General features: G+C 67.6%; 24 protein-coding genes. 12 read left to right on the forward strand and 12 right to left on the reverse strand.

The window, feature by feature from the left end; translation table 11 throughout:
- The 7 genes from A3ES_RS56050 to A3ES_RS47290 all read left to right on the forward strand — a co-directional run.
- Positions 1-340, forward strand: a 340-nt coding sequence (locus A3ES_RS56050) for a hypothetical protein (RefSeq protein WP_040454773.1), incomplete at its 5' end; no start/stop codon positions are given.
- A 107-nt stretch (positions 341-447) separates the two neighbouring features.
- Entirely contained in the window at positions 448-606 is a 159-nt protein-coding gene (locus A3ES_RS54030) for a hypothetical protein (protein ID WP_020387730.1), read from the forward strand.
- A 220-nt stretch (positions 607-826) separates the two neighbouring features.
- Complete coding sequence (gene pstS, locus A3ES_RS0115410) at positions 827-1,951, forward strand: phosphate ABC transporter substrate-binding protein PstS (protein WP_020387731.1); 1,125 nt, start codon at positions 827-829, stop codon at positions 1,949-1,951.
- Positions 1,952-2,073: 122 nt separating this feature from the next.
- The gene (gene pstC / locus A3ES_RS47285; protein ID WP_020387732.1) at positions 2,074-3,138 is read left to right on the forward strand and encodes a phosphate ABC transporter permease subunit PstC; all 1,065 of its coding nucleotides are present in this window, start codon (positions 2,074-2,076) and stop codon (positions 3,136-3,138) included.
- Positions 3,139-3,211: 73 nt separating this feature from the next.
- The gene (pstA, locus tag A3ES_RS0115420; RefSeq protein ID WP_020387733.1) at positions 3,212-4,132 is read left to right on the forward strand and encodes a phosphate ABC transporter permease PstA; all 921 of its coding nucleotides are present in this window, start codon (positions 3,212-3,214) and stop codon (positions 4,130-4,132) included.
- Positions 4,133-4,152: 20 nt separating this feature from the next.
- Positions 4,153-4,929, forward strand: a complete 777-nt coding sequence (gene pstB / locus A3ES_RS0115425; protein ID WP_020387734.1) for a phosphate ABC transporter ATP-binding protein PstB — start codon at positions 4,153-4,155, stop codon at positions 4,927-4,929.
- A 128-nt stretch (positions 4,930-5,057) separates the two neighbouring features.
- Complete coding sequence (locus tag A3ES_RS47290; protein ID WP_020387735.1) at positions 5,058-5,687, forward strand: DUF4190 domain-containing protein; 630 nt, start codon at positions 5,058-5,060, stop codon at positions 5,685-5,687.
- A gap of 21 nt (positions 5,688-5,708) precedes the next feature.
- On the opposite strand, the gene A3ES_RS0115435 is transcribed toward A3ES_RS47290, so the two are convergent.
- Positions 5,709-6,149, reverse strand: coding sequence for a DUF2752 domain-containing protein (locus A3ES_RS0115435; protein WP_020387736.1), 441 nt, complete (start codon positions 6,147-6,149; stop codon positions 5,709-5,711).
- Between the two features lie 119 nt (positions 6,150-6,268).
- On the opposite strand from A3ES_RS0115435, the gene A3ES_RS47295 reads away from it, so the two are divergent.
- The 3 genes from A3ES_RS47295 to A3ES_RS0115450 all read left to right on the forward strand — a co-directional run bounded on the left by A3ES_RS47295 (position 6,269) and on the right by A3ES_RS0115450 (position 8,478).
- Complete coding sequence (locus A3ES_RS47295; protein WP_020387737.1) at positions 6,269-7,021, forward strand: RDD family protein; 753 nt, start codon at positions 6,269-6,271, stop codon at positions 7,019-7,021.
- Between the two features lie 100 nt (positions 7,022-7,121).
- Positions 7,122-7,703, forward strand: a complete 582-nt coding sequence (locus A3ES_RS0115445) for an RDD family protein (protein ID WP_020387738.1) — start codon at positions 7,122-7,124, stop codon at positions 7,701-7,703.
- Positions 7,704-7,728: 25 nt separating this feature from the next.
- Positions 7,729-8,478: an RDD family protein gene (locus A3ES_RS0115450; RefSeq protein WP_020387739.1), complete on the forward strand. Its 750-nt coding sequence runs from the start codon at positions 7,729-7,731 to the stop codon at positions 8,476-8,478.
- Between the two features lie 108 nt (positions 8,479-8,586).
- Here the strand turns inward: A3ES_RS0115450 and A3ES_RS0115455 are convergent, their stop codons facing one another.
- The 4 genes from A3ES_RS0115455 to thiC form a co-directional block, all read right to left on the reverse strand.
- Positions 8,587-9,141 (reverse strand): hypothetical protein, encoded by a 555-nt coding sequence (locus tag A3ES_RS0115455; protein WP_020387740.1) that lies wholly within the window; start codon positions 9,139-9,141, stop codon positions 8,587-8,589.
- Positions 9,138-9,695 carry a transposase gene (locus tag A3ES_RS0115460; RefSeq protein ID WP_051084728.1) on the reverse strand — a complete coding sequence of 186 codons (558 nt, stop codon included), beginning with the start codon at positions 9,693-9,695 and terminating at the stop codon, positions 9,138-9,140. Before A3ES_RS0115460 ends, A3ES_RS0115455 begins: the two co-directional genes overlap by 4 nt.
- Before the next feature lie 323 nt (positions 9,696-10,018).
- Positions 10,019-10,552: a hypothetical protein gene (locus A3ES_RS0115465; RefSeq protein WP_020387742.1), complete on the reverse strand. Its 534-nt coding sequence runs from the start codon at positions 10,550-10,552 to the stop codon at positions 10,019-10,021.
- An 80-nt stretch (positions 10,553-10,632) separates the two neighbouring features.
- On the reverse strand, positions 10,633-12,225 hold the full coding sequence (thiC, locus tag A3ES_RS0115470) for a phosphomethylpyrimidine synthase ThiC (protein ID WP_020387743.1): 1,593 nt from the start codon (positions 12,223-12,225) through the stop codon (positions 10,633-10,635).
- A gap of 268 nt (positions 12,226-12,493) precedes the next feature.
- Here thiC and A3ES_RS0115475 point away from each other — a divergent pair, with 268 nt between their 5' ends.
- Positions 12,494-13,243 carry a lysophospholipid acyltransferase family protein gene (locus tag A3ES_RS0115475; RefSeq protein ID WP_020387744.1) on the forward strand — a complete coding sequence of 250 codons (750 nt, stop codon included), beginning with the start codon at positions 12,494-12,496 and terminating at the stop codon, positions 13,241-13,243.
- Between the two features lie 177 nt (positions 13,244-13,420).
- Positions 13,421-13,957 carry a hypothetical protein gene (locus A3ES_RS0115480; RefSeq protein WP_237744966.1) on the forward strand — a complete coding sequence of 179 codons (537 nt, stop codon included), beginning with the start codon at positions 13,421-13,423 and terminating at the stop codon, positions 13,955-13,957.
- Between the two features lie 85 nt (positions 13,958-14,042).
- Here A3ES_RS0115480 and A3ES_RS0115485 read toward each other — a convergent pair whose 3' ends face one another.
- The 7 genes from A3ES_RS0115485 to A3ES_RS0115515 all read right to left on the reverse strand — a co-directional run bounded on the left by A3ES_RS0115485 (position 14,043) and on the right by A3ES_RS0115515 (position 18,524).
- Complete coding sequence (locus A3ES_RS0115485; protein ID WP_020387746.1) at positions 14,043-15,041, reverse strand: inorganic phosphate transporter; 999 nt, start codon at positions 15,039-15,041, stop codon at positions 14,043-14,045.
- A gap of 2 nt (positions 15,042-15,043) precedes the next feature.
- Positions 15,044-15,676, reverse strand: a complete 633-nt coding sequence (locus A3ES_RS0115490; RefSeq protein ID WP_020387747.1) for a DUF47 domain-containing protein — start codon at positions 15,674-15,676, stop codon at positions 15,044-15,046.
- A 138-nt stretch (positions 15,677-15,814) separates the two neighbouring features.
- Positions 15,815-16,120 carry a DUF202 domain-containing protein gene (locus A3ES_RS0115495; RefSeq protein WP_040454791.1) on the reverse strand — a complete coding sequence of 102 codons (306 nt, stop codon included), beginning with the start codon at positions 16,118-16,120 and terminating at the stop codon, positions 15,815-15,817.
- Entirely contained in the window at positions 16,117-16,455 is a 339-nt protein-coding gene (locus A3ES_RS0115500) for a YidH family protein (protein WP_020387749.1), read from the reverse strand. Before A3ES_RS0115500 ends, A3ES_RS0115495 begins: the two co-directional genes overlap by 4 nt.
- Positions 16,452-17,690 carry a glycoside hydrolase family 3 N-terminal domain-containing protein gene (locus A3ES_RS0115505; protein WP_237744967.1) on the reverse strand — a complete coding sequence of 413 codons (1,239 nt, stop codon included), beginning with the start codon at positions 17,688-17,690 and terminating at the stop codon, positions 16,452-16,454. The genes A3ES_RS0115500 and A3ES_RS0115505 overlap by 4 nt, the downstream gene beginning before the upstream one ends.
- 26 nt (positions 17,691-17,716) lie before the next feature.
- Positions 17,717-18,220 carry a MarR family winged helix-turn-helix transcriptional regulator gene (locus A3ES_RS0115510; RefSeq protein WP_020387751.1) on the reverse strand — a complete coding sequence of 168 codons (504 nt, stop codon included), beginning with the start codon at positions 18,218-18,220 and terminating at the stop codon, positions 17,717-17,719.
- Positions 18,195-18,524: an EamA family transporter gene (locus A3ES_RS0115515; protein ID WP_020387752.1), complete on the reverse strand. Its 330-nt coding sequence runs from the start codon at positions 18,522-18,524 to the stop codon at positions 18,195-18,197. The genes A3ES_RS0115510 and A3ES_RS0115515 overlap by 26 nt, the downstream gene beginning before the upstream one ends.
- Positions 18,525-18,546: the final 22 nt, after the last annotated feature.

Here is an 18,546-nt window from a genome sequence, read left to right on the forward strand (position 1 = left end):
CCCGCTCACCAAGGGCAAGGGCACCTTCAGCTTCAAGGCAGCGGGACGCGGCACCACGCGGTACTGGCGGGTGGCAGTGCCGAAGATGTCGTACTACGGCAAGCCGATCGTGGCAGAGCCTGTTGCGAATTGGCTCGGCAGCGGCCGATTGTGTACCGACCGACAGGAAGTAGTCGACCGTTCGGCCGCGCGCCACGCTCACGCAGGCCGCGGCCGGCCCCAGAACCGGCACTACTTCCTGTCGGTCGGCACACAACGCGAACCCCAGACCCATTTCCCAACAGGCTCGGCAACGGCAGCCGGGCCTTCAAACTCACTGTGCGTTGAGGTTTGCAACTAGGTGCAAGGGTTCTTACGTGGGTCGTACTGCGTGCGCTAGCTTGCTGGCCACGTGCCGGTGGCAGGGGTGCCCTGCAGTACTTCGACGGCTCGGTCTGGCGCCATTCGATGTACATCCCGCTGACCAACGGCAAGGGCACCGCGAGCTTCAAGGCGGCCGGCAGCGGGACCACCCGGAACTGGCGGATCACGGTGCCGGCGATGACCTACAACGGTCTGCCGATCGTGGCAACAGTCAGCAAGGTCTTTCCACTCGCTGTCCGCTGAGTCGCTACCGGACCGTGACCCAACGGGTGTTTTAGTCACCCTGGGTCACGGTTCCTCACTCAGTTCACCTGTTGGCCTCCTGACGGCACGCCGGGCGTCGCGAGGGCTACCGAAACCGTTCACCGCTCGTTCATCCGGGGCGGACCACCCGGTCACTTGCTCTCCCTACCGTCTGTGGAAGTTCAAGAAGTCTTGATTCCCGCAGAAGGGCAACACTCTCGTGTCCGTCAATCGCCTGCTCCGCGTCGGCACCGTCGCCGTGGCATCCCTCGGCGTCCTCGCTCTGAGCGCCTGTGGCTCCGACCCGGAGTCGTCCGCGAACCCCGGCAGCACCAGCTCGTCCTCCGGCGGCGACTGCCCGAAGGGCACCCTGAACGCCGAGGGTTCCTCGGCGCAGAAGAACGCCATCGAAGAAGTCATCTCCAAGTACAACGAGAAGTGCACCGACGTCACGGTGAACTACAACCCGACCGGTTCCGGTGCGGGCATCAAGCAGTTCAACGCGAGCCAGGTCGACTTCGCGGGTTCCGACTCGGCGCTGAAGACCGAGTCCAAGGACGGTGGCGAGGCCGAGGCCGCCGCGGCGGCCAAGCGCTGCCAGGGCAGCCCGGCGCTGAACCTGCCGATGGTCATCGGCCCGGTCGCGATCGCCTACAACGTGGACGGTCTGGACAAGCTGGTCGTCGACGGCGCGACCGCCGCGAAGATCTTCCAGGGCACCATCAAGACCTGGAACGACCCGGCGATCGTCAAGCTGAACCCGGGCGCCAAGCTGCCGACGGCCCCGATCGCGGTCTTCTTCCGCTCGGACGAGTCCGGTACCACCGAGAACTTCACCAAGTACCTCGAAGCGGCCGGTGGCGGTGCGTGGACCGGTAAGCCGGCCAAGAAGTGGACCGGCACGGGCGCCGGCAAGGAGAAGTCCGCCGGTGTCGCCGAAGGCGTGAAGAGCACCAAGAACTCGATCACCTACGTCGAGTGGAGCTACGCCGTCGACAACAAGCTGGGCGTTGCCCAGGTCGACACGGGCGCCGGCCCGGTCGAGCTGTCCGCCGAGTCCGCAGGCAAGGCGCTGGCCGCCGCGAAGCCGGCCGGTACCGGTAGCGACCTGGCCCTGAAGCTCGACTACGCGACCAAGGCGCCGGGCGCCTACCCGATCATCCTGGTCACGTACGAGATCGCCTGCAGCAAGGGCCTGCCGGCCGAGAAGACCGCTCTGGTGAAGAGCTTCCTGACGTACTTCGCCAGCGCCGACGGCCAGTCGTCGCTGGCCGACCTGAAGTACGCGCCGCTTCCGGAGGAGACCCGGACCAAGGTCGACGCCGCCATCCAGGCGATCAGCTGACCCGCACGAAACATCGCAGTACGGCGTGATGCGAGCCCCGGTCGTTCCGCGAACACGGACGGCCGGGGCTTCGGCCCGCCAGCTTGCCACCCCGCATCGACCAGGCGCTTGGAGCAGCATCGATGAGTAGTACAGACGGCACGGCCCCGCCCGACCGGCCGACCGACCGCAGTACCGGGCCGAAACTCGACCTAGGCCCGGTCGGGCATCTCGGCGACCGGCTGTTCGCCGGCCTCGCCCGTGGATCCGGCGGGCTGGTGGTCGCGATCGTCGCCTTCGTCGGCATCTTCCTGCTCGCGCTGGCGATTCCCGCGCTGGCCGACAACAACAGCAGCTTCCTGTTCTCGCGGATCTGGGAGCCCGGCGGTGAGACGCCGAGGTTCGGCATCGCGGCGCTGTTCTACACGACGCTGGTCAGCTCGATCATCGCGATGGTGATCGCGGTCCCGATCGCGGTCGGCGTCGCGTTGTTCACCACCTACTACTCGCCCAAGCGGCTGGCCGCGCCGGTCTCGCACGCGATCGACCTGCTCGCCGCTGTCCCTTCGATCATCTACGGCCTGTGGGCGATCATCTTCTTCGCCCCGATCCTGCGCCCGGTGATCGACGGCCTGAGCTCGGCGCTCGGCTGGCTGCCGCTGTTCGAGAAGCCGGCCACCGACAACCTCGGCGTCGTCTTCACCGCCTCCGTCGTGCTGGCGATCATGATCTTGCCGGTGGTCACCGCGATCAGCCGGGAGATCTTCGCGCAGACGCCGATCACGCATCGCGAGGGCGCGCTCGCCCTCGGCGCGACCCGCTGGGAGATGATCCGGATGGCCGTCTTGCCGTACGGCCGCTCCGGTGTGGTCAGCGCCTCGATGCTCGGCCTCGGCCGCGCGCTCGGTGAGACCGTCGCCGTACTGATCATCTTGTCGGTGCCGAACGGCAACGACCCGTGGGACTCCTCGATCTTCGCCGGCGGCGAGACGTTCGCGTCGAAGATCGCCAACAACGCCGCGGAGTTCGACTCCCCGGAGAAGACCGGCGCCTACATCGCGGCCGGTCTGGTCCTGTTCGTGGTGACCTTCCTGGTCAACTCCGCCGCCCGCCTGATCGTCGCGCGCAGCGGCCCCGGCAACAGGCGCCCGCGCCGCAACCGCCGGGCCGGCACCAACCCCGCTCAGACCGAAGGAGCCGCCACGTGAGCGAGCGCAGCGAGCGAACCAATAAGCACAGCACACTTTCGTCATCGGCGCCCGGAGCGAAGCGAGGACGTCGATGACGACCCTCGCCGCGAACAAGCCGGCGTACGACGGTAAGACTCTCGATCTGACCGGCAAGTCCGGCGCCCGGGCGTTCAAGAACACCCTGGCCACCGTGCTCATCGTCCTGTGCTTCCTGGTCGCTCTCGTTCCGCTGCTGTGGATCCTGTGGACCGTGATCAGCAAGGGCTACCACCTGCTGCTGGACCCGAACTGGTGGTCCCAGTCGCAGCGCGGCGTGACCGTACGCCGGGTCGGCGGCGGCGCGTACCACGCGATCATGGGCACGCTGATCATGGCGCTGATCTGCGCCGCGATCGCGGTCCCGATCGCCATCCTCGGCGCGATCTACCTGGTCGAGTACGGCAAGGGCACCAAGGCCGCCAAGGTGGTCAGCTTCATGATCGACATCCTCACCGGTGTCCCCTCGATCGTCGCCGCGCTGTTCATCTACGCGGTCTGGATCACCGTGTTCGGGTTCAACCGGGTCGGGTTCGCGGTGTCGCTGTCACTGGTACTGCTGATGCTGCCGGTCGTCCTGCGCTCCACCGAGGAGATGCTGAAACTGGTACCGGACGAGCTGCGCGAAGCGTCGTACGCGCTCGGGGTGCCGAAGTGGAAGACGATCCTGAAGGTGGTCGTGCCGACCGCGTTCGGCGGCATCATCACCGGCGTCATGCTCGGCCTGGCCCGGGTGATGGGTGAGACCGCGCCGCTGCTGATCCTGGTCGGCTACTCCAAGAACATCAACCTGAACCCCTTCGAGGGATTCATGGGCGCATTGCCGACGATGATCAACCAGGACCGCACCGAGCTCGCCCTGCAGCCCGCCGCGGATCGGGTCTGGGCCGCCGCTCTGACGCTGATCCTGCTGGTCCTCCTGCTCAACCTGCTGGCCCGCGTGATCGCGCGCTTCAGCACCATCAAGTCCAAATAGTCGAGAGGTTCTGAGTCGATATGGCAAAGCGCATCGAGGTCAGCGGCCTCAACGTCTACTACGGCGACTTCAAGGCCGTCGAGGACGTGTCGATGACGATCGAGCCCCGCTCGGTCACGGCGTTCATCGGCCCGTCCGGCTGCGGCAAGTCCACCTACCTGCGCACCCTGAACCGGATGCACGAGGTGATCCCCGGCGCCCGGGTCGAGGGCAAGGTGATGCTGGACCAGCAGGATCTGTACGCCAGCGGCATCGACCCGGTGGCCGTCCGCCGCGTGGTCGGCATGGTGTTCCAGCGGCCGAACCCGTTCCCGACCATGTCGATCTTCGACAACGTCGCGTCCGGGCTGAAGCTGAACGGAGTCAAGGACAAGAAGAAGCTCACCGAGGTGGTCGAGGCGTCGCTCAAGGGCGCGAACCTCTGGAACGAGGTCAAGGATCGCCTCGAGAAGCCCGGCTCGGGTCTGTCCGGCGGTCAGCAGCAGCGGCTGTGCATCGCCCGGGCGATCGCGGTCGAGCCCGAGGTGATCTTGATGGACGAGCCGTGCTCGGCCCTCGACCCGATCTCGACGCTCGCGATCGAGGACCTGATCGAGAAGCTGAAGGACAAGTTCACCGTCGTCATCGTGACCCACAACATGCAGCAGGCGGCCCGGGTCTCCGACCAGACCGCCTTCTTCAACCTGGCCGCGACCGGCAAGCCGGGCCGGCTGATCGAGATGGGCCCGACCAAGCAGATCTTCTCCAACCCCAACGAGAAGGCCACCGAGGACTACATCACCGGCCGCTTCGGCTGAGCCGATCCTCCGCAGTACGCCGCGCCCGCACCGCCGCGCCCTGGATCCCTTCCTGTGAAGGGCTTCGGGCGTGGACGGGCGGGCGTAGTAGTCTCTGTGCCTTCTCAACGTTCTCAGAAGGGACCGTGGTGAGCACTCCGACGCCTCCCGGCGACGACCCGAACGACCCAAACCGGCCCGAGGACACCCCGGGCAGCCCGGGTGACTACGGGCAGCAGCCGGATCCGTTCCAGCAGCCCGGCCAGCCTGGTCAGCCTGGGGGCTATGGGCAACAACCAGGGCAGTACGGCCAGCCCGGCCAGCCCGACCCGTACGGCCAGCAGCCCGGTCAGCCCGGGTACGGCCAGCAGCCGGGGTACGGGCAGCAGCCGGGCCAGTACGGGCAGCAGCCTGGCCAGCCTGGTCAGTACGGACAACAGCCGGGCTACGGACAACAGCCGGGCTACGGGCAGCAGCCTGGGTACGGCCAGCAGCCAGGTGGATATCCGGGCCAGCCCGGCGGCTACCCGGGCCAGCAGGGTGCGTACGGGTACGGCGGCGGGGCACCGCAGAGCAACACCCCGCAGACGCTGGCGATCATCGGTATCGTCTGCTGGTTCTGCTGCTCGCCGGCCGCGATCGTCCTGGGCTTCGTCGCCCAGAGCAAGTTCCGCGAGCAGGGCCGGCCGGACACTCTCGCCAAGGTCGCCTGGATCGGTGGCATCGTCGCCCTCGCGATCGGCATCATCGGCTACGCGTCGGGCGCCGTCGGGCGCTAGTACCTCGTACGGCGTCGCCTGTCAGTTCAGGTTGCGGGCGACGCCGTAGACGAGCAGGAGTACGGCCAGCGCCTTGATCGCCCAGTCGACGGCGCGCGGGCTGGGCCGAAGCCTGGGTAGCTTGATCAGCCGGACCCGTTCGAGTGCCCAGGCAAGGAATTGGTAGCCGACGGCAACACCGATCAGCGGGCCGAGCACGAGGACGACGGGGTTGAAGTGCCAGGCGGCGTTCAGATCGCCCTGGAGCAAGGCCGCGGCCATCCGGGTTGCTCCACAGAATGGACAGTTCAGGCCAGTGGTGGCGTGCAGCAGGCACGGGATGCCAAGGTGGCGTGAACCGGACAGTTGGTAGATCGCGGCCAGGGCGAACCCGCCCACGCCGACGGCTGCCAGTCCGAGCACTCGCCGGTCCAGCGGCTCGACCGGTCCGCTCGGGCGGAGCACCACTGCTTGCTGGGTCATGGTCACGCCTACCAAGGTAACTCCTGCCGCAGGCAACTTGATGGGATCCCCCGGGCTGGTTGATCCGTCCGAGCATTAGCCTGCAAGCCACCCCTCCATTTGTCAGTAGAAAGGATGTCGTGAGCACTCCGACGCCACCGCCGGGTTATGGCCCGCAAGATCAGAACCAGCCGGGTCAGCCGCAGCCAGGCCAGTGCGGCCAGCCCGGTCAGTACGGTCAGGAGCCGGAGCAGCCCGGGCAGTACGGCCAGCCTGGTCAGCAGCCGGGCTATGGCCAGCCGCAGCAGCCGCAGTACGGGCAGCAGCCGGGCTACGGCCAGCCGCCGGCGCAGTACGGGCAGCCGGGCCAGCCGGGGCAGTACGGCCAGCCTGGACAGCCGGGGCAGTACGGCCAGCCTGGGCAGCCGCAGTACGGGCAGCAGCCGGGATACCCGCAGCAGTATGGGCAGCAGCCCTACGGCTACGGCGCCGCTCCGCAGGGCAATCTGGCCGAGTGGCCGCTCCGCGTTGGTGGCACGCTCATCGACGGCCTGCTCATCGCAGTGCCGTACCTGATCGGCATCTGGCTCGGAGAGGCGACCACCAGCATCGTCGCGCTGCCGTTCACCCTGGTGGCCATCGGTGTGGCGATCTGGAACATCGTCATCAAGCAGGGCCAGACGGGTCAGACCATCGGCAAGGGCGTGGTCAAGATCAAGCTCGTCGACGGCGTGACCGGGCAGCCGATCGGACCGCTCAAGGCGTTAGTCCGCCAGCTCACCCACATCCTCGACGGCGCTGCCTGCTACGTCGGCTACCTGTGGCCGCTGTGGGACGACAAGAAGCAGACCTTCGCGGACAAGATCAACAACACGCTGGTCGTCAAGGTCTGACGCTGCACGCCTGCGGACGCCGTGGCCTGTGCGGGCCACGGCGTCTGCCGCGTCCGGAATACTCCTGCCCACGGATCCGGAACGCCCTGAAAGGAATCCCGTGAGCACTCCTCCCAGCGGCCCGCAGTACCCGGGCCAGCCAGGCCAGTACCCGCCGGGGCAGCCCGGCGACCACAGCAACAGCCAGTACGCGCCAGGCCCGCCGGTCTACACGCCAGGCGGCTCGCATCTGCAGGGCGGCTACGGCTACGCGCCACCCGGGCAACTGGCGGGCTGGCCGGTCCGGGTGGGCGCCTCCGTGATCGACTCGCTGGTACAGCTGCCACCGGCCGTCATTGGCGTCATCGTGGCGGTGGCCGTGAACGGCGACAGCAGGCAACTCACCCCGGCCGCGGCCACCTCGATGGTGCTGGGCGGCCTGCTCAGCCTGCTGGTCGCGATCTGGAACCGGGTCATCAAGCAGGGCAGATCGGGTCAGTCGATCGGCAAGCAGGTCACCGGGCTGAAGATCGTGTCCGCACGGACCGGGCAGACCATCGGCGTGGGCAGGACGCTCGGCCGGGAGATCTGCGCGAACATCTTCAACAACCTCTGCTTCCTGAACCTGCTCTGGCCGCTGTGGGACGCAAAGCAGCAGACCTGGCACGACAAGGTCGTTTCCGACCTGGTGATCAAGCTCTGATCTGGAGCGCCGAGAAAGGAATACCGTGACCACCCCTCCCCACGGCCCCGAGGACCGCCCTCAGGACCACCCGACCCAACCGCCGGCTCAGCCCGGCCCTGGGCAGCCGCAGTACGGGCAGCCGCCGCAGTACGGGCAACCTGGCCAGTACGGGCAGCCCGGCCAACCTGGCCAGCCGCAGTACAGGCAACCCCAGTACGGACAACCGCAGTACGGGCAGCAGCCCGGCTACGGGCAACCTGGCTACGGGCAACCCGGTTATGGACAGCAGCCCGGGCCCTACGGTCAGAACCCGTACGGACAGGGCTACGGCTACGGCACTCCCGGCGGCGCTGAACTGGCCGGCTGGGGCTCACGCGTCGGTGCCGCCGTCCTGGACGGCCTGGTCTGCGGCGTACCGGCCATCGTCGGCTATGGGGTCTTCCTCGGCCACATCGCCGTCCGCGAAGGCAACCGGTACCCCGACGACCAGCCGCAGGCGTGGGCCGTCATCGTGATGGTGGTGGGCATCCTGGCCAGCATCGGCCTGTGGATCTGGAACCGGGTAGTCCGGCAGGGCAACACCGGTCAGAGCATCGGCAAGAGCGTGCTCGGCATCAAGCTGGTGGACTCCCGGTCCTTCCAGGTGATCGGCCCGGGCAAGGCGTTCCTCCGCGACTTCCTGCGCGGGATCTTCGACCAGGCCTGCCTGCTCAACTCGCTCTGGCCGTTGTGGGACGACCAGAAGCAGACCTGGCACGACAAGGTGATGTCCACCTACGTCATCAAGGTCTAGCCCTCTCCGTTCATTCGCCCCCTTTTCACCCGTTTGGTGTCGATCACCTCAGGCGAGAGGCTGCGACGGGTGAAAAGGGGGCGAATGAACGGAGGACGTGGGGGCTAGCTAGTGCGACAGGGTCAGGCCGGCGCAGGTGACGGACCAGAGCACGCTGGTGAAGGTGCCGATGATGAATCGCTCCGCTACCGCCGTGGGCGTCACCGACGCCGGCTGGTCCGGGCTCCTCAGCTCGGGGTAGCGCGCCAGGCCCTTGATGGCCAGCACGATCGCCACGCCCTCGGGCCAGCCCGCCACGATCGAGCCGTAGATGGCGCCGCGCTCCAGCGCACCGATCAGCGCACCGCCTCGCAGTACCTCACCGGCCTGCTGGGTCGACTGGGACCTGGTGTTGCCGCGGTCGACCAGTGCCAGCACTGACGTCGTCAGCGGGCCTCCACCGGCCACTGCGAGGCTGCCGGACGCCAGCAGGAGCAGGTTCCACCAGGCCTCCCGCCAGCCCTGTACGCCGTCTCCCGCCAGCAGCAGGATGCCGACGGCAACCAGACACGCCAGCATCACGCCACTGATCACGATCTCCAGCGTGGAGCCAGACCTAGGCACCCATGCCAGTATGGCGAGCAGCAGGCCGAGCGCGGTCAGCGCCAGAACCACCGCCGTCATGCAGCCTCCCCAGCCTCGAGCAACTCGGCCGCAAGCACCCGTCCACGCTGTTCCTCCGCGAACCCGGCCGCTTGCGCCCGCTGGGTCACAGCGGACTGGCTGATCCCCAGCTTCACGCCGATCTCCCGCCGGGTCAGCCCTTCGGCCAGCAGGTCGGCCACTGCCCAGCCGCGGTCGCTGCGGCGACGCAGTACCGAGGCCATGAGCCACAGGACGCTCTCTGCTTGCTCGGCGGCGTGCTCGTTGGTGCCGACGACGTTCACGTGATGGGGACTGGCCTTGGCCCGGTTGACCGCCTCACGCGCCAAAACGAACGCGGCCCCGCTGCCTGCCCTGGTACTGCGCGGCAGCGGCTGGTCGACCTCGCCGACGCCGAGACCGACGTACCAGGTGTCCGCGCGGAGCAGCTGGACGATCACGTCGACGGTGGCGCGTGCCTCCGAGAGCACGCCCTGGACCTCGTCGCCCGCCGTGCGCTCGAACTTGCGCAGCAGACCGATCCGTCGTGGCCGGCGATTGAGCGTATTCAGCAGCTCGGGTACGAGATCGCCCATGCTTCGGCTGCCTCGCTGATCTACCGTGAGAACGAAGACCACCGCACCTGCACCTCCTTCCCAACGCAGATTAAGGCTACAGTCTTATTCACGCAGAGTGAAGGGAAAAACCTGAACCGGTTCGCCCAATCACTCACCGTGATCGCCCCGTTGGCCACCGATCCACCAATTCTCCGCTGTATCCGGGCCTTCGCGCATCCCGACTCACCGCAATCCTCACACGGAGTCAGGATGTTTCCGGGCTCCCGCGGCCGGTTTCGGCGGCGGACCGCCCGGTCTCGATTTCTTGCCGGGCAACGGCATCCCAGGCCCGTCCCGGGCTGTCAGAGATAGTCGAAGAACCGGATCCACCAGTCCGGCTGACGGTCCGGCGGATAACCCAGCTCGCTGATCCCGTCGTACGGGCGGGTGAGCAGCTCCTCCGGGATGACCCGGTAGCCGAGTTCGTCGAGCGCCCGGCGGACGGTCTTCAGATCCGGGCCGGTGATGGCGTCGTCGGCCAGTGCCTCGGTCAGATCGAGGTAGGCACCGGGATTCTCGGCCGAGATCACCGCCATCGAGCCGAAGTTGCTGACCGACACGACGATCTGCGCCGCTCCCCCTGCCTGACCGGGGTGGTGGGGTGGGGTCCGAGCGTGCAGAGCTTCGACCGGGATCTCGATCCGGCCGTGCAGGCTGGCGTCCTGGACGTCGCGATCGGCCCGGCAACTGGTCGCGAAGTCGGCGTCCAGCCGGTCGACCAGCGCGTTGAACGCCGCCCGGGTCTTGCGATGGTTGTAGAAGGGCGGGTGTTCGAGCCCACCCGCCTCGTCGTACTGGTGCAGCAGGTCGCGTAGCTCCTGCTCGTCGTCCTCCATCCGCCCATGATGCTCCTGCATCCGGAGTACCGGGAGGTTTGGGACCCCGGTACTCCGGACAGGCGCTCAGCGGCCGGTCGTCAGTCGGCCAGTGGCAGGTAGAGCTTGGAGTCCTTGGCCTTGAAGGTCTCCGACATCTCGGCGAAGCCCGCCTCGATCGCCTCGGCGGAGTCCAGGCCGTGCTCCTCGGCGTACTTGCGGATGTCGGCGGTGATCCGCATCGAGCAGAACTTCGGCCCGCACATCGAGCAGAAGTGCGCCGTCTTGGCCGGCTCGGCCGGCAGCGTCTCGTCGTGGTACGACCGGGCCGTGTCGGGATCCAGCGAGAGGTTGAACTGGTCCTCCCAGCGGAACTCGAAGCGGGCCCTCGACAACGCGTCGTCCCAGTCCTGCGCGTGCGCGTGTCCCTTGGCCAGATCGGCCGCGTGGGCGGCGATCTTGTAGGTGATCACGCCGGTCTTCACGTCGTCGCGATCCGGCAGGCCGAGGTGCTCCTTCGGCGTGACGTAGCAGAGCATCGCCGTACCGAGCCAGCCGATCTGGGCCGCACCGATCGCACTGGTGATGTGGTCGTACGCCGGCGCGACATCGGTTGCCAACGGCCCCAATGTGTAGAACGGCGCCTCGCCGCAGAGCTCCTCCTCGAGCCGGACGTTCTCCGCGATCTTGTGCATCGGAACGTGTCCGGGCCCTTCGATCATCACCTGGACGTCGTGCTCCCAGGCGATCTTGGTCAGCTCGCCCAGCGTCCGCAGCTCGGCGAACTGGGCCGCGTCGTTGGCGTCCGCGATGCAACCCGGACGAAGCCCGTCACCGAGCGAGAACGTCACGTCGTACTGGCGCAGGATCTCGCACAGCTCGGCGAAATGCGTGTACAGGAAGGATTCCTGGTGATGGGCGAGGCACCACGCGGCCATGATCGAGCCACCGCGCGAGACGATGCCGGTGATCCGCCTGGCAGTCAGCGGCACGTAGCGCAGCAGTACGCCGGCGTGCACGGTCATGTAGTCGACGCCCTGCTCACACTGCTCGATCACCGTGTCGCGGTAGATCTCCCAGGTCAGCTCGGTCGGGTCACCCTTCACCTTCTCCAGTGCCTGGTAGAGCGGCACGGTCCCGATCGGCACCGGCGAGTTCCGCAGGATCCACTCGCGGGTCTCGTGAATGTTCTTGCCGGTGGACAGGTCCATCACCGTGTCGGCGCCCCACCGGGCCGCCCAGACGAGCTTCTCCACCTCCTCCTCCACCGAGCTGGAGACGGCGGAGTTGCCGATGTTGGCGTTCACCTTCACCAGGAACTTCTTCCCGATGATCATCGGCTCGGACTCGGGATGGTTGTGGTTGACCGGGATCACCGCCCGGCCCCGGGCCACCTCGGCCCGGACGAACTCCGGATCGACGCTCTCGCGGATCGCGATGTAGCGCATCTCCTCGGTGATCGTGCCCGCCCGCGCATGCGCCAGCTGGGTCAGCGGCTCACGCCCGGCGACCCAGTCCCGGCGTACCGGGGGGAGGCCCGTCTGGACGTCGATCTCCGCGTTGACGTCGGTGTACGGCCCCGACGTGTCGTAGAGGTCGAAGTGCTCCCCGTTGGTGAGGTTCACCCGCCGGAGTGGGACTCTCAGATCGCCGGTGTAGACCTTTTCCGACCCAGAGATCGGGCCGGTGGTCACAGTGGGGCGGACAGGGTTGTCGATAGTTGTCACGATGCTGCTCCCTACGCCGGAATTACCCGGACAGGTTCGGCGGTCGGCGGCGCCGGTTTCACCCAGCCGCCCTCTCAGCCCGCTACAGCGCGAGCTCCCGCGGTATCAACTTGTCGCGGTCACTCTAGCCAACGATTGCGTACTGCGTACTGGATCCGTGTGGCCCGCCCAGCTCCAGCGGCCAGTGTCACAACGCCGGACGGTGTGGCGTGGCCGGACCCGGTAGCGTCAGGTCATGCGCGACATCCTGTACCCGCCGGTGATCGGCTTCGCCAAGACCGCCTTCAAGGTGCTCGACCTCGGGTTCACGATGGTCGGGACGGAGCACATCCCGCGCACGGGTGGGGCCGTGCTGGCGCTGAACCACATCAGCTACGTGGACTTCGTGATCGGCGGGTTCGGCGCCCAGCCGAGCAAGCGGCTGGTCCGGTTCATGGCCAAGGAGGTGCTGTTCCGCAACCGGTACTCCGGTCCGCTGATGCGCGGCATGCACCACATCCCGGTGGATCGCGGCGCGGGCGCCGGGTCGTACCGGGAGGCGATCCGCTGTCTCGGCGAGGGCGAGATCGTCGGTGTCTTCCCCGAAGCGACGATCAGCCGGTCGTTCGAGCTGAAGGAGTTCAAGTCGGGCGCGGTCCGGATGGCGGCCGAGGCCGGCGTACCGGTGATCCCGATGGTCCTTTGGGGCACCCAGCGGATGATGACCAAGGACCATCCGCGCGACTTCTCCCGGCACCAGCGGGTCTCCATCACGGTCGGCGAGCCGATGCCGGTCAGCCCGGACGAGGACGCCACCGAGGCCACCGCCCGGCTGCGGACCACGATGGCCGGGATGCTCGAGCGGACCATCAACGCCTCTGCGGACAAGCCGGCCGGCGCCTGGTGGTTGCCGGCGTCGTACGGCGGGGCCGCGCCGACGCCCGAGGAGGCCGACCGGCTCGACGCCGAGGAGCTTCGCGAACGGGCCGCGCGCCGGCGCAAGTAGGTTTTTCACAAACCCTGCGGTAATCGCATTCCGGACGAAGGGTTGACCGAGGGGCCAGCCGGGGGTACCAAGAGCCTTTGGATGTCGAAGCAGGACCTGGGGGGTCCCTCTCGACGGCAGGCTGATCACGTTCCCGCCCCGGACGCTCAGCTTGCGGTCATCGGGCTGGGCGGGGGAATGACAATTTTGTACGGACAAGACGAAGAGCTGCATCTCTTCGAACCGGGGCGGCTGAGCATCCCGGACAATGTGGCCGAGGAGATCCCGGACGTCGGGGTCTACTTCCTGTACTGGGCGACGCAGAATCTGCGCCCGGAGCAGGCTCGGGAGATCGAGTCGGCGGTGAACGGGCGGCGCTGCCAGAACGGCTGGTTCCCGCTGGACAGCCTCGACGGCGTGGGCCGCCGCGGCTCTTGGCGCGGGCCGCTGGCCTTCCTGGCCCAGATGACCGCCAAGGACTCGGCGATCGTGAAGGCGTGGGCCACCATCAACATGGCGCCCGACGGCGACAAGGCGCGGATAGAGGCGACGGCCGACCGGCTGCTCTATCAGCAGGGACACGCTGCCGCCGCGACCTGGGTGATGGCGGTCCGGCCGCAGGCGTTCCTGAGCCTCACCCTGCTCGGCGACTCCCTCTACAACAACTGGGAGAGCTCGGTCGCCTCACTCCGCCCGAAGGACGTCGCCCGCTCCGTACGCCGCTGGAACCGCTGACAGCCCACTCGCCTACGGCCGGCCTCCTCGAGAGGGCCCCTCGCCTACGTGCGCCTACTCGGGAGGCCCGCTCGCCTGCGTCTGCCTACTCGAGGATCAGGTGGGCGACGGCGTAGACGCCGGCGGCGACGAGGCCGGCTGCTGGGATGGTCAGTACCCAGGCCGTCACGATGGTCTTCGCGACGCCCCAGCGGACCGCTGAGAGCCGTTTGGTGGCGCCCGCACCCATCACTGCCGAGGTGATCGTGTGCGTGGTCGAGACCGGCGCGTGCAGGCCGATCGCCATCACGTACAGCACGGTCGCCGCGACCGCCTCGGAGGCGAAGCCGCGAGCCGGGTCGAGGTGGATGATCCGGCGGCCCAGGGTCCGCATGATCCGCCAGCCACCGGCGTACGTACCCAGCGAGATCGCGGTCGCGGCCGAGATCTTCACCCAGGTCGGGATGCCGTCACCCTTGTCGACGTGCCCGGCCGTGAGCAGCGCCAGGAAGATCACGCCCATCGTCTTCTGGGCGTCCTGCAGACCGTGTCCGAGCGCCATCGCGGCCGCCGAGAGCGCCTGCACCATCCGGAAACCGCGGGTGGTCTTGCCCGGGTTGCTGCGCCGGAAGATCCACAGGATCGCGGTCATCACCAGGAACGCCCCGAGGAAGCCGATGGCCGGCGACAGAATCATCGGGATGACGACCTTGTCGAGGATCCCGCCCCACAGCACCACGCTGGTGGAGGCCAGCCCGGCGCCGACCAGGCCGCCGATCAAGGCATGCGAGGACGACGACGGCAGGCCGAAGTACCAGGTGATCAGGTTCCAGGTGATAGCGCCGACCAGGGCCGCGATCACGACCACCAGGCCGTGCTCACCGGTCGGCACGTTGATTATGCCCTTGCCGACGGTGCTGGCCACCTCGGTGCCCAGGAAGGCGCCGAGGAAGTTCATCACCGCCGCCAGCACCAGCGCCACCCGGGGCGTCAGGGCCCGGGTCGAGACCGACGTCGCGATCGCGTTCGCGGCGTCGTGGAAACCGTTGGTGTAGTCGAAGGCGAGCGCGATGACGATGACCGCGATGACGAGCGCGAGCTCCACGCTCAGCTCTCCTTGACAGCGATCTGTTCGACCGAGTTCGCGACGTGCTCGAAGGCGTCGATGGCGGCCTCCAGCAGGTCGACCACGGTCTTCACCTTCATCACCGTCAGCGCGTCGAACTCGCCGCTGAACAGCTTCGCGATGATCCGCCGGTGGACCGCGTCACCGGTGTTCTCCAGCCGGTTGATCTCGATCCAGTACTCCGCGAGGTCCTTCATCGTGCGCAGCCGGGGCATCGCCTCGGCGGTCAGTGTCGCCATCCGCTGCAGCACCTCGATCTGCTCGGCCACCTCGGCCGGCAGGCTGGTGAGGCCGAAGAGGTGGACGTTGTCGACCGCCTCTTCCATGTAATCCATCACGTCGTCGAGGTCGGAGGCCAGCCGATAGATGTCCTCGCGGTCGAACGGCGTTACGAACGTCGAGTTCACCCGCCGGATGATCGAGTGGGTGGTCTCGTCCGCGGCGTGCTCGGCATCCTTCATCTGGACGGCGATCTGATGACTCGCCGACAGTCCTGTGCCCGCCGTACTGCCCAGCAGTTCGGCGAGGATTCTGGCTCCGTCGACCAGGTGGTTGGCTGACTCGGTGAAAAGGTCGTAGAACGTCGGGTCGTTCGGACGCAGACGTAACGGCACTTCAAGCTCCGGGTGAACGAGGGACAAACCGTGAACATGCTAGGGGCAACGGACCGCTGACGGAGCATCCGCCTGCTCAAGGTACCGCGAGATGATGAACACGTTGACTCAGCATATCCGGAAAGTGATCGGAAAACTTCAGCGTGTCACCACCGCGTAGAGGTCGAAAGCGCCAACGACGAGCACCAGCCCGGCCGCCAGACGCAGGACCCGCTGGGAGCCGAGGGCGGCGGGTTTGATGCCCCGGCGGTAGACGGCGCTGACGGCGGCCCAGCAGGACAGGGCCAGCACGATGACGACGACGCCGAGGCCGAGCCGGACGTCCGACGTACCGTGGCCGGACGCGAGCAGGAGGCCGCCGTTGGCGACCAGGCCGAGCGACGTACGGCGCCAGGCGAGCAGCGTGCGCTCGGGCTGGAGGCCTGGATCGCGGTCTGAACTCATCGCCACAGACTGAAGATGAGGCCGATCAGGCCGACGACGGCGATGGTTGCTCCCAGCACCAAAGGAAGCCTCGTCACGGGCAGTGGTCCACCCGTTCGCATGGCGATTTGGTTCGCCTGCCAGCGGCGGAAGGCGCCGGCGGTGGTGACGATCCCCGCGGTCACGAGGACGACGCCGATGATCCGTGCGGGCCAACGGTCGGGGCCGAGGTCCAGGAACTGTACTGCGGACAGCCCGCCCGCGTAGCAGGCCAGCGAGGTCCGCAAGTAGGCCAGATAGGTCCGCTCGTTGGCGAGACTGAACCGGTAGTCGGGCTCCTGCTCGGGTGTGCTCATCCGCAGCTCAACAGGCCGCGGTTCTGCTTGAGGGTGAGTACCCGGCGGACGCTGCTCTGGAGCTGCGCCGCGAAAGCCTTGTCCTGCTGGGCTTTGGCGACCAGGGCGGTGACCATCGTCGAGGTGAGCGAGGCCTTGGCGGTGATCACGATGTCACCACCTGCTGCAACGAACCGGGTCGCCCGCTGGCCGGCCGGCACCGACGCGACCTCTGCCGCCGCACCGACGTCGTCAGTGATCACGACACCGCCGAACCCGAGGTCGCCGCGCAGCATGCCGCCGATGATGGTGGGCGAGAACACCGCGCGGTTCTTGGGGTCGATCTTGGTGTAGGTGACGGTGGAGATCATCACCAGGTCGGAGCCTGCCTGGATTCCGGCGGCGAACGGCGCGAGGTCGTCGTCGTTGCGGGTGGTCACCGTGTCCACCACGCCGGAGGAGAAGTCAGTGTTGCCCTTGACCCGGCCCAGGCCCGGGAAGTGCTTGACCGAGGTCATCACCTCGGCCTCGTGCATCCCTTTGATGAACGCGACGACATGCGGGCCGACCTCGCCGGGCGTGTCGCCGTAGCCACGGTCCAGCGCTCCGATAGGCGCATTGTCATCCCCAAGAGACGCCGGTACTACGTCCGCGACCGGCGCGAGGTCCATGTTGACGCCTGCCTGCTTGAGCTGGGCGCCCCACGTCTTGGCGCGGGTGGCGAGCTTGTCGTCGGACCAGGTGGCCTGCACTGTCGCTGACGGGATGCGGTCGAAGCCGGAGCCCTTGAGGCGCTGGATCTTGCCGCCTTCCTGGTCTGCGGCGATGAAGGGGCTGATGCCCTTCACCGTGGCCGCCGTGGTGGCGGCGGCCATCGCAGTACGGGTGTGGGAGGCGCTGCCGCCTGGACCCATGAGCAGGAGGCCGCCTGGCTTCTGGGCGCGGGCGATGGATCGCTCTGCCGAGTTCATGCCGTTGGTGCTGATGCCGGTCATGATCAGCTGTGCTGCCTGCTCCCGTGGGGTCAGCTGCTGCAGCTTCTGATCCACGCAGCCGGCGACGGTCGGGGTCGGCGTCGGCGTCGGTGTTTGAGCCGGGGTCTGGGTCGGCGTGGTTGGCGGCTTCTGAGTGGTGACGGGGACCGACGACGATGGGACCGTGCTCGGACCTGCGGTAGGCGTGCCGGAGTCGCTGCATGCATTTAGGAGGAGTGCTGCGACTGCTGCTGCCACTACCCGGCTTCCGATGGTCTTCATCGCGGCCATTCTTGCCGACGTCTTGGCTAGGCCGAGGTACCGGAGGGCTTTCCTTCCCAGATATCGCTGTCGTACGTGCCACCGGAGTGCCGCGCCAAGCTTGCGCAGATGCCCAGCAATTGGTCGACCTGCTCGCTGGTGAGCGCGTCGAAGACGGCCTGCCGAACAGTCTCGACATGGCCGGGCGCTGTCTCTCTGAGTTTTTCGCGGCCATCGTCGGTGATGATCGCGACCTGTCCGCGGCGATCCGCTTCGACACCTTCGCGACGAACCCAGCCGACCCCTTCCAGCCGGTTCACCGCATGCGACAGGCGGCTGCGCGAGCCGAGTGTGGCCAGGGCCAGCTCACTCATCCGCAGCCGGCCGTCCGGCGATTCCGAGAGCCGGACCAGGATCTCGAAGTACGTGTGTGGCATCCCCGCGTCGCGCTGCAACTGCTGCTCGATCCGGCTGTTCACCACCCGCTGGGCCGCGATGAACGCTCGCCAGGCCCGCTGCTCTTGGTCATCCAGCCACCGTGGTTCCGCCATTGTCGCAGCGTAACGAGATCCTGGCGTTCCCGCCGCCTTGGCGAGCCGTGATCAGCAGCACGGCAAGCGCGCAGACCACCATCCCACCTGCCGCGAGGGCGCCGATGGTCTCGCCGAACATCAAGAACGCGAAGACCATCGTCGTCGGTGGCACCAGATAGAGCAGACCGCTGATCCTGGTTGCGCCGGACAGCCGGAGCTTGACGAGGTACAGCCCCCATCCCCCGCCGGTCGCCAGCACGACGAGGGCATGCCACCGGGCGCCATCGCAGACGCCCGCACGCCCGCACGCCCGCACCGCCACGCACACAGAACCTCGCGCCAGC

Origin of the sequence: Kribbella catacumbae DSM 19601 (genome assembly GCF_000372465.1) — a bacterium.
In the GTDB taxonomy this organism is placed as follows: Bacteria; Actinomycetota; Actinomycetes; order Propionibacteriales; family Kribbellaceae; genus Kribbella; species Kribbella catacumbae.

Excerpts from the sequence above, each read along its gene's own strand:
- A3ES_RS54030 (WP_020387730.1), top strand. The coding sequence starts at position 448 with ATGTACATCCCGCTGACCAACGGCAAGGGCACCGCGAGCTTCAAGGCG.
- pstC (WP_020387732.1), top strand. The coding sequence starts at position 2,074 with ATGAGTAGTACAGACGGCACGGCCCCGCCCGACCGGCCGACCGACCGC.
- pstA (WP_020387733.1), top strand. The coding sequence starts at position 3,212 with ATGACGACCCTCGCCGCGAACAAGCCGGCGTACGACGGTAAGACTCTC.
- pstB (WP_020387734.1), top strand. The coding sequence starts at position 4,153 with ATGGCAAAGCGCATCGAGGTCAGCGGCCTCAACGTCTACTACGGCGAC.
- A3ES_RS0115435 (WP_020387736.1), bottom strand. The coding sequence starts at position 6,149 with ATGACCCAGCAAGCAGTGGTGCTCCGCCCGAGCGGACCGGTCGAGCCG.
- A3ES_RS0115455 (WP_020387740.1), bottom strand. The coding sequence starts at position 9,141 with ATGACGGCGGTGGTTCTGGCGCTGACCGCGCTCGGCCTGCTGCTCGCC.
- A3ES_RS0115460 (WP_051084728.1), bottom strand. The coding sequence starts at position 9,695 with ATGGGCGATCTCGTACCCGAGCTGCTGAATACGCTCAATCGCCGGCCA.
- A3ES_RS0115465 (WP_020387742.1), bottom strand. The coding sequence starts at position 10,552 with ATGGAGGACGACGAGCAGGAGCTACGCGACCTGCTGCACCAGTACGAC.
- A3ES_RS0115475 (WP_020387744.1), top strand. The coding sequence starts at position 12,494 with ATGCGCGACATCCTGTACCCGCCGGTGATCGGCTTCGCCAAGACCGCC.
- A3ES_RS0115480 (WP_237744966.1), top strand. The coding sequence starts at position 13,421 with ATGACAATTTTGTACGGACAAGACGAAGAGCTGCATCTCTTCGAACCG.
- A3ES_RS0115495 (WP_040454791.1), bottom strand. The coding sequence starts at position 16,120 with ATGAGTTCAGACCGCGATCCAGGCCTCCAGCCCGAGCGCACGCTGCTC.
- A3ES_RS0115500 (WP_020387749.1), bottom strand. The coding sequence starts at position 16,455 with ATGAGCACACCCGAGCAGGAGCCCGACTACCGGTTCAGTCTCGCCAAC.
- A3ES_RS0115505 (WP_237744967.1), bottom strand. The coding sequence starts at position 17,690 with ATGAAGACCATCGGAAGCCGGGTAGTGGCAGCAGCAGTCGCAGCACTC.
- A3ES_RS0115510 (WP_020387751.1), bottom strand. The coding sequence starts at position 18,220 with ATGGCGGAACCACGGTGGCTGGATGACCAAGAGCAGCGGGCCTGGCGA.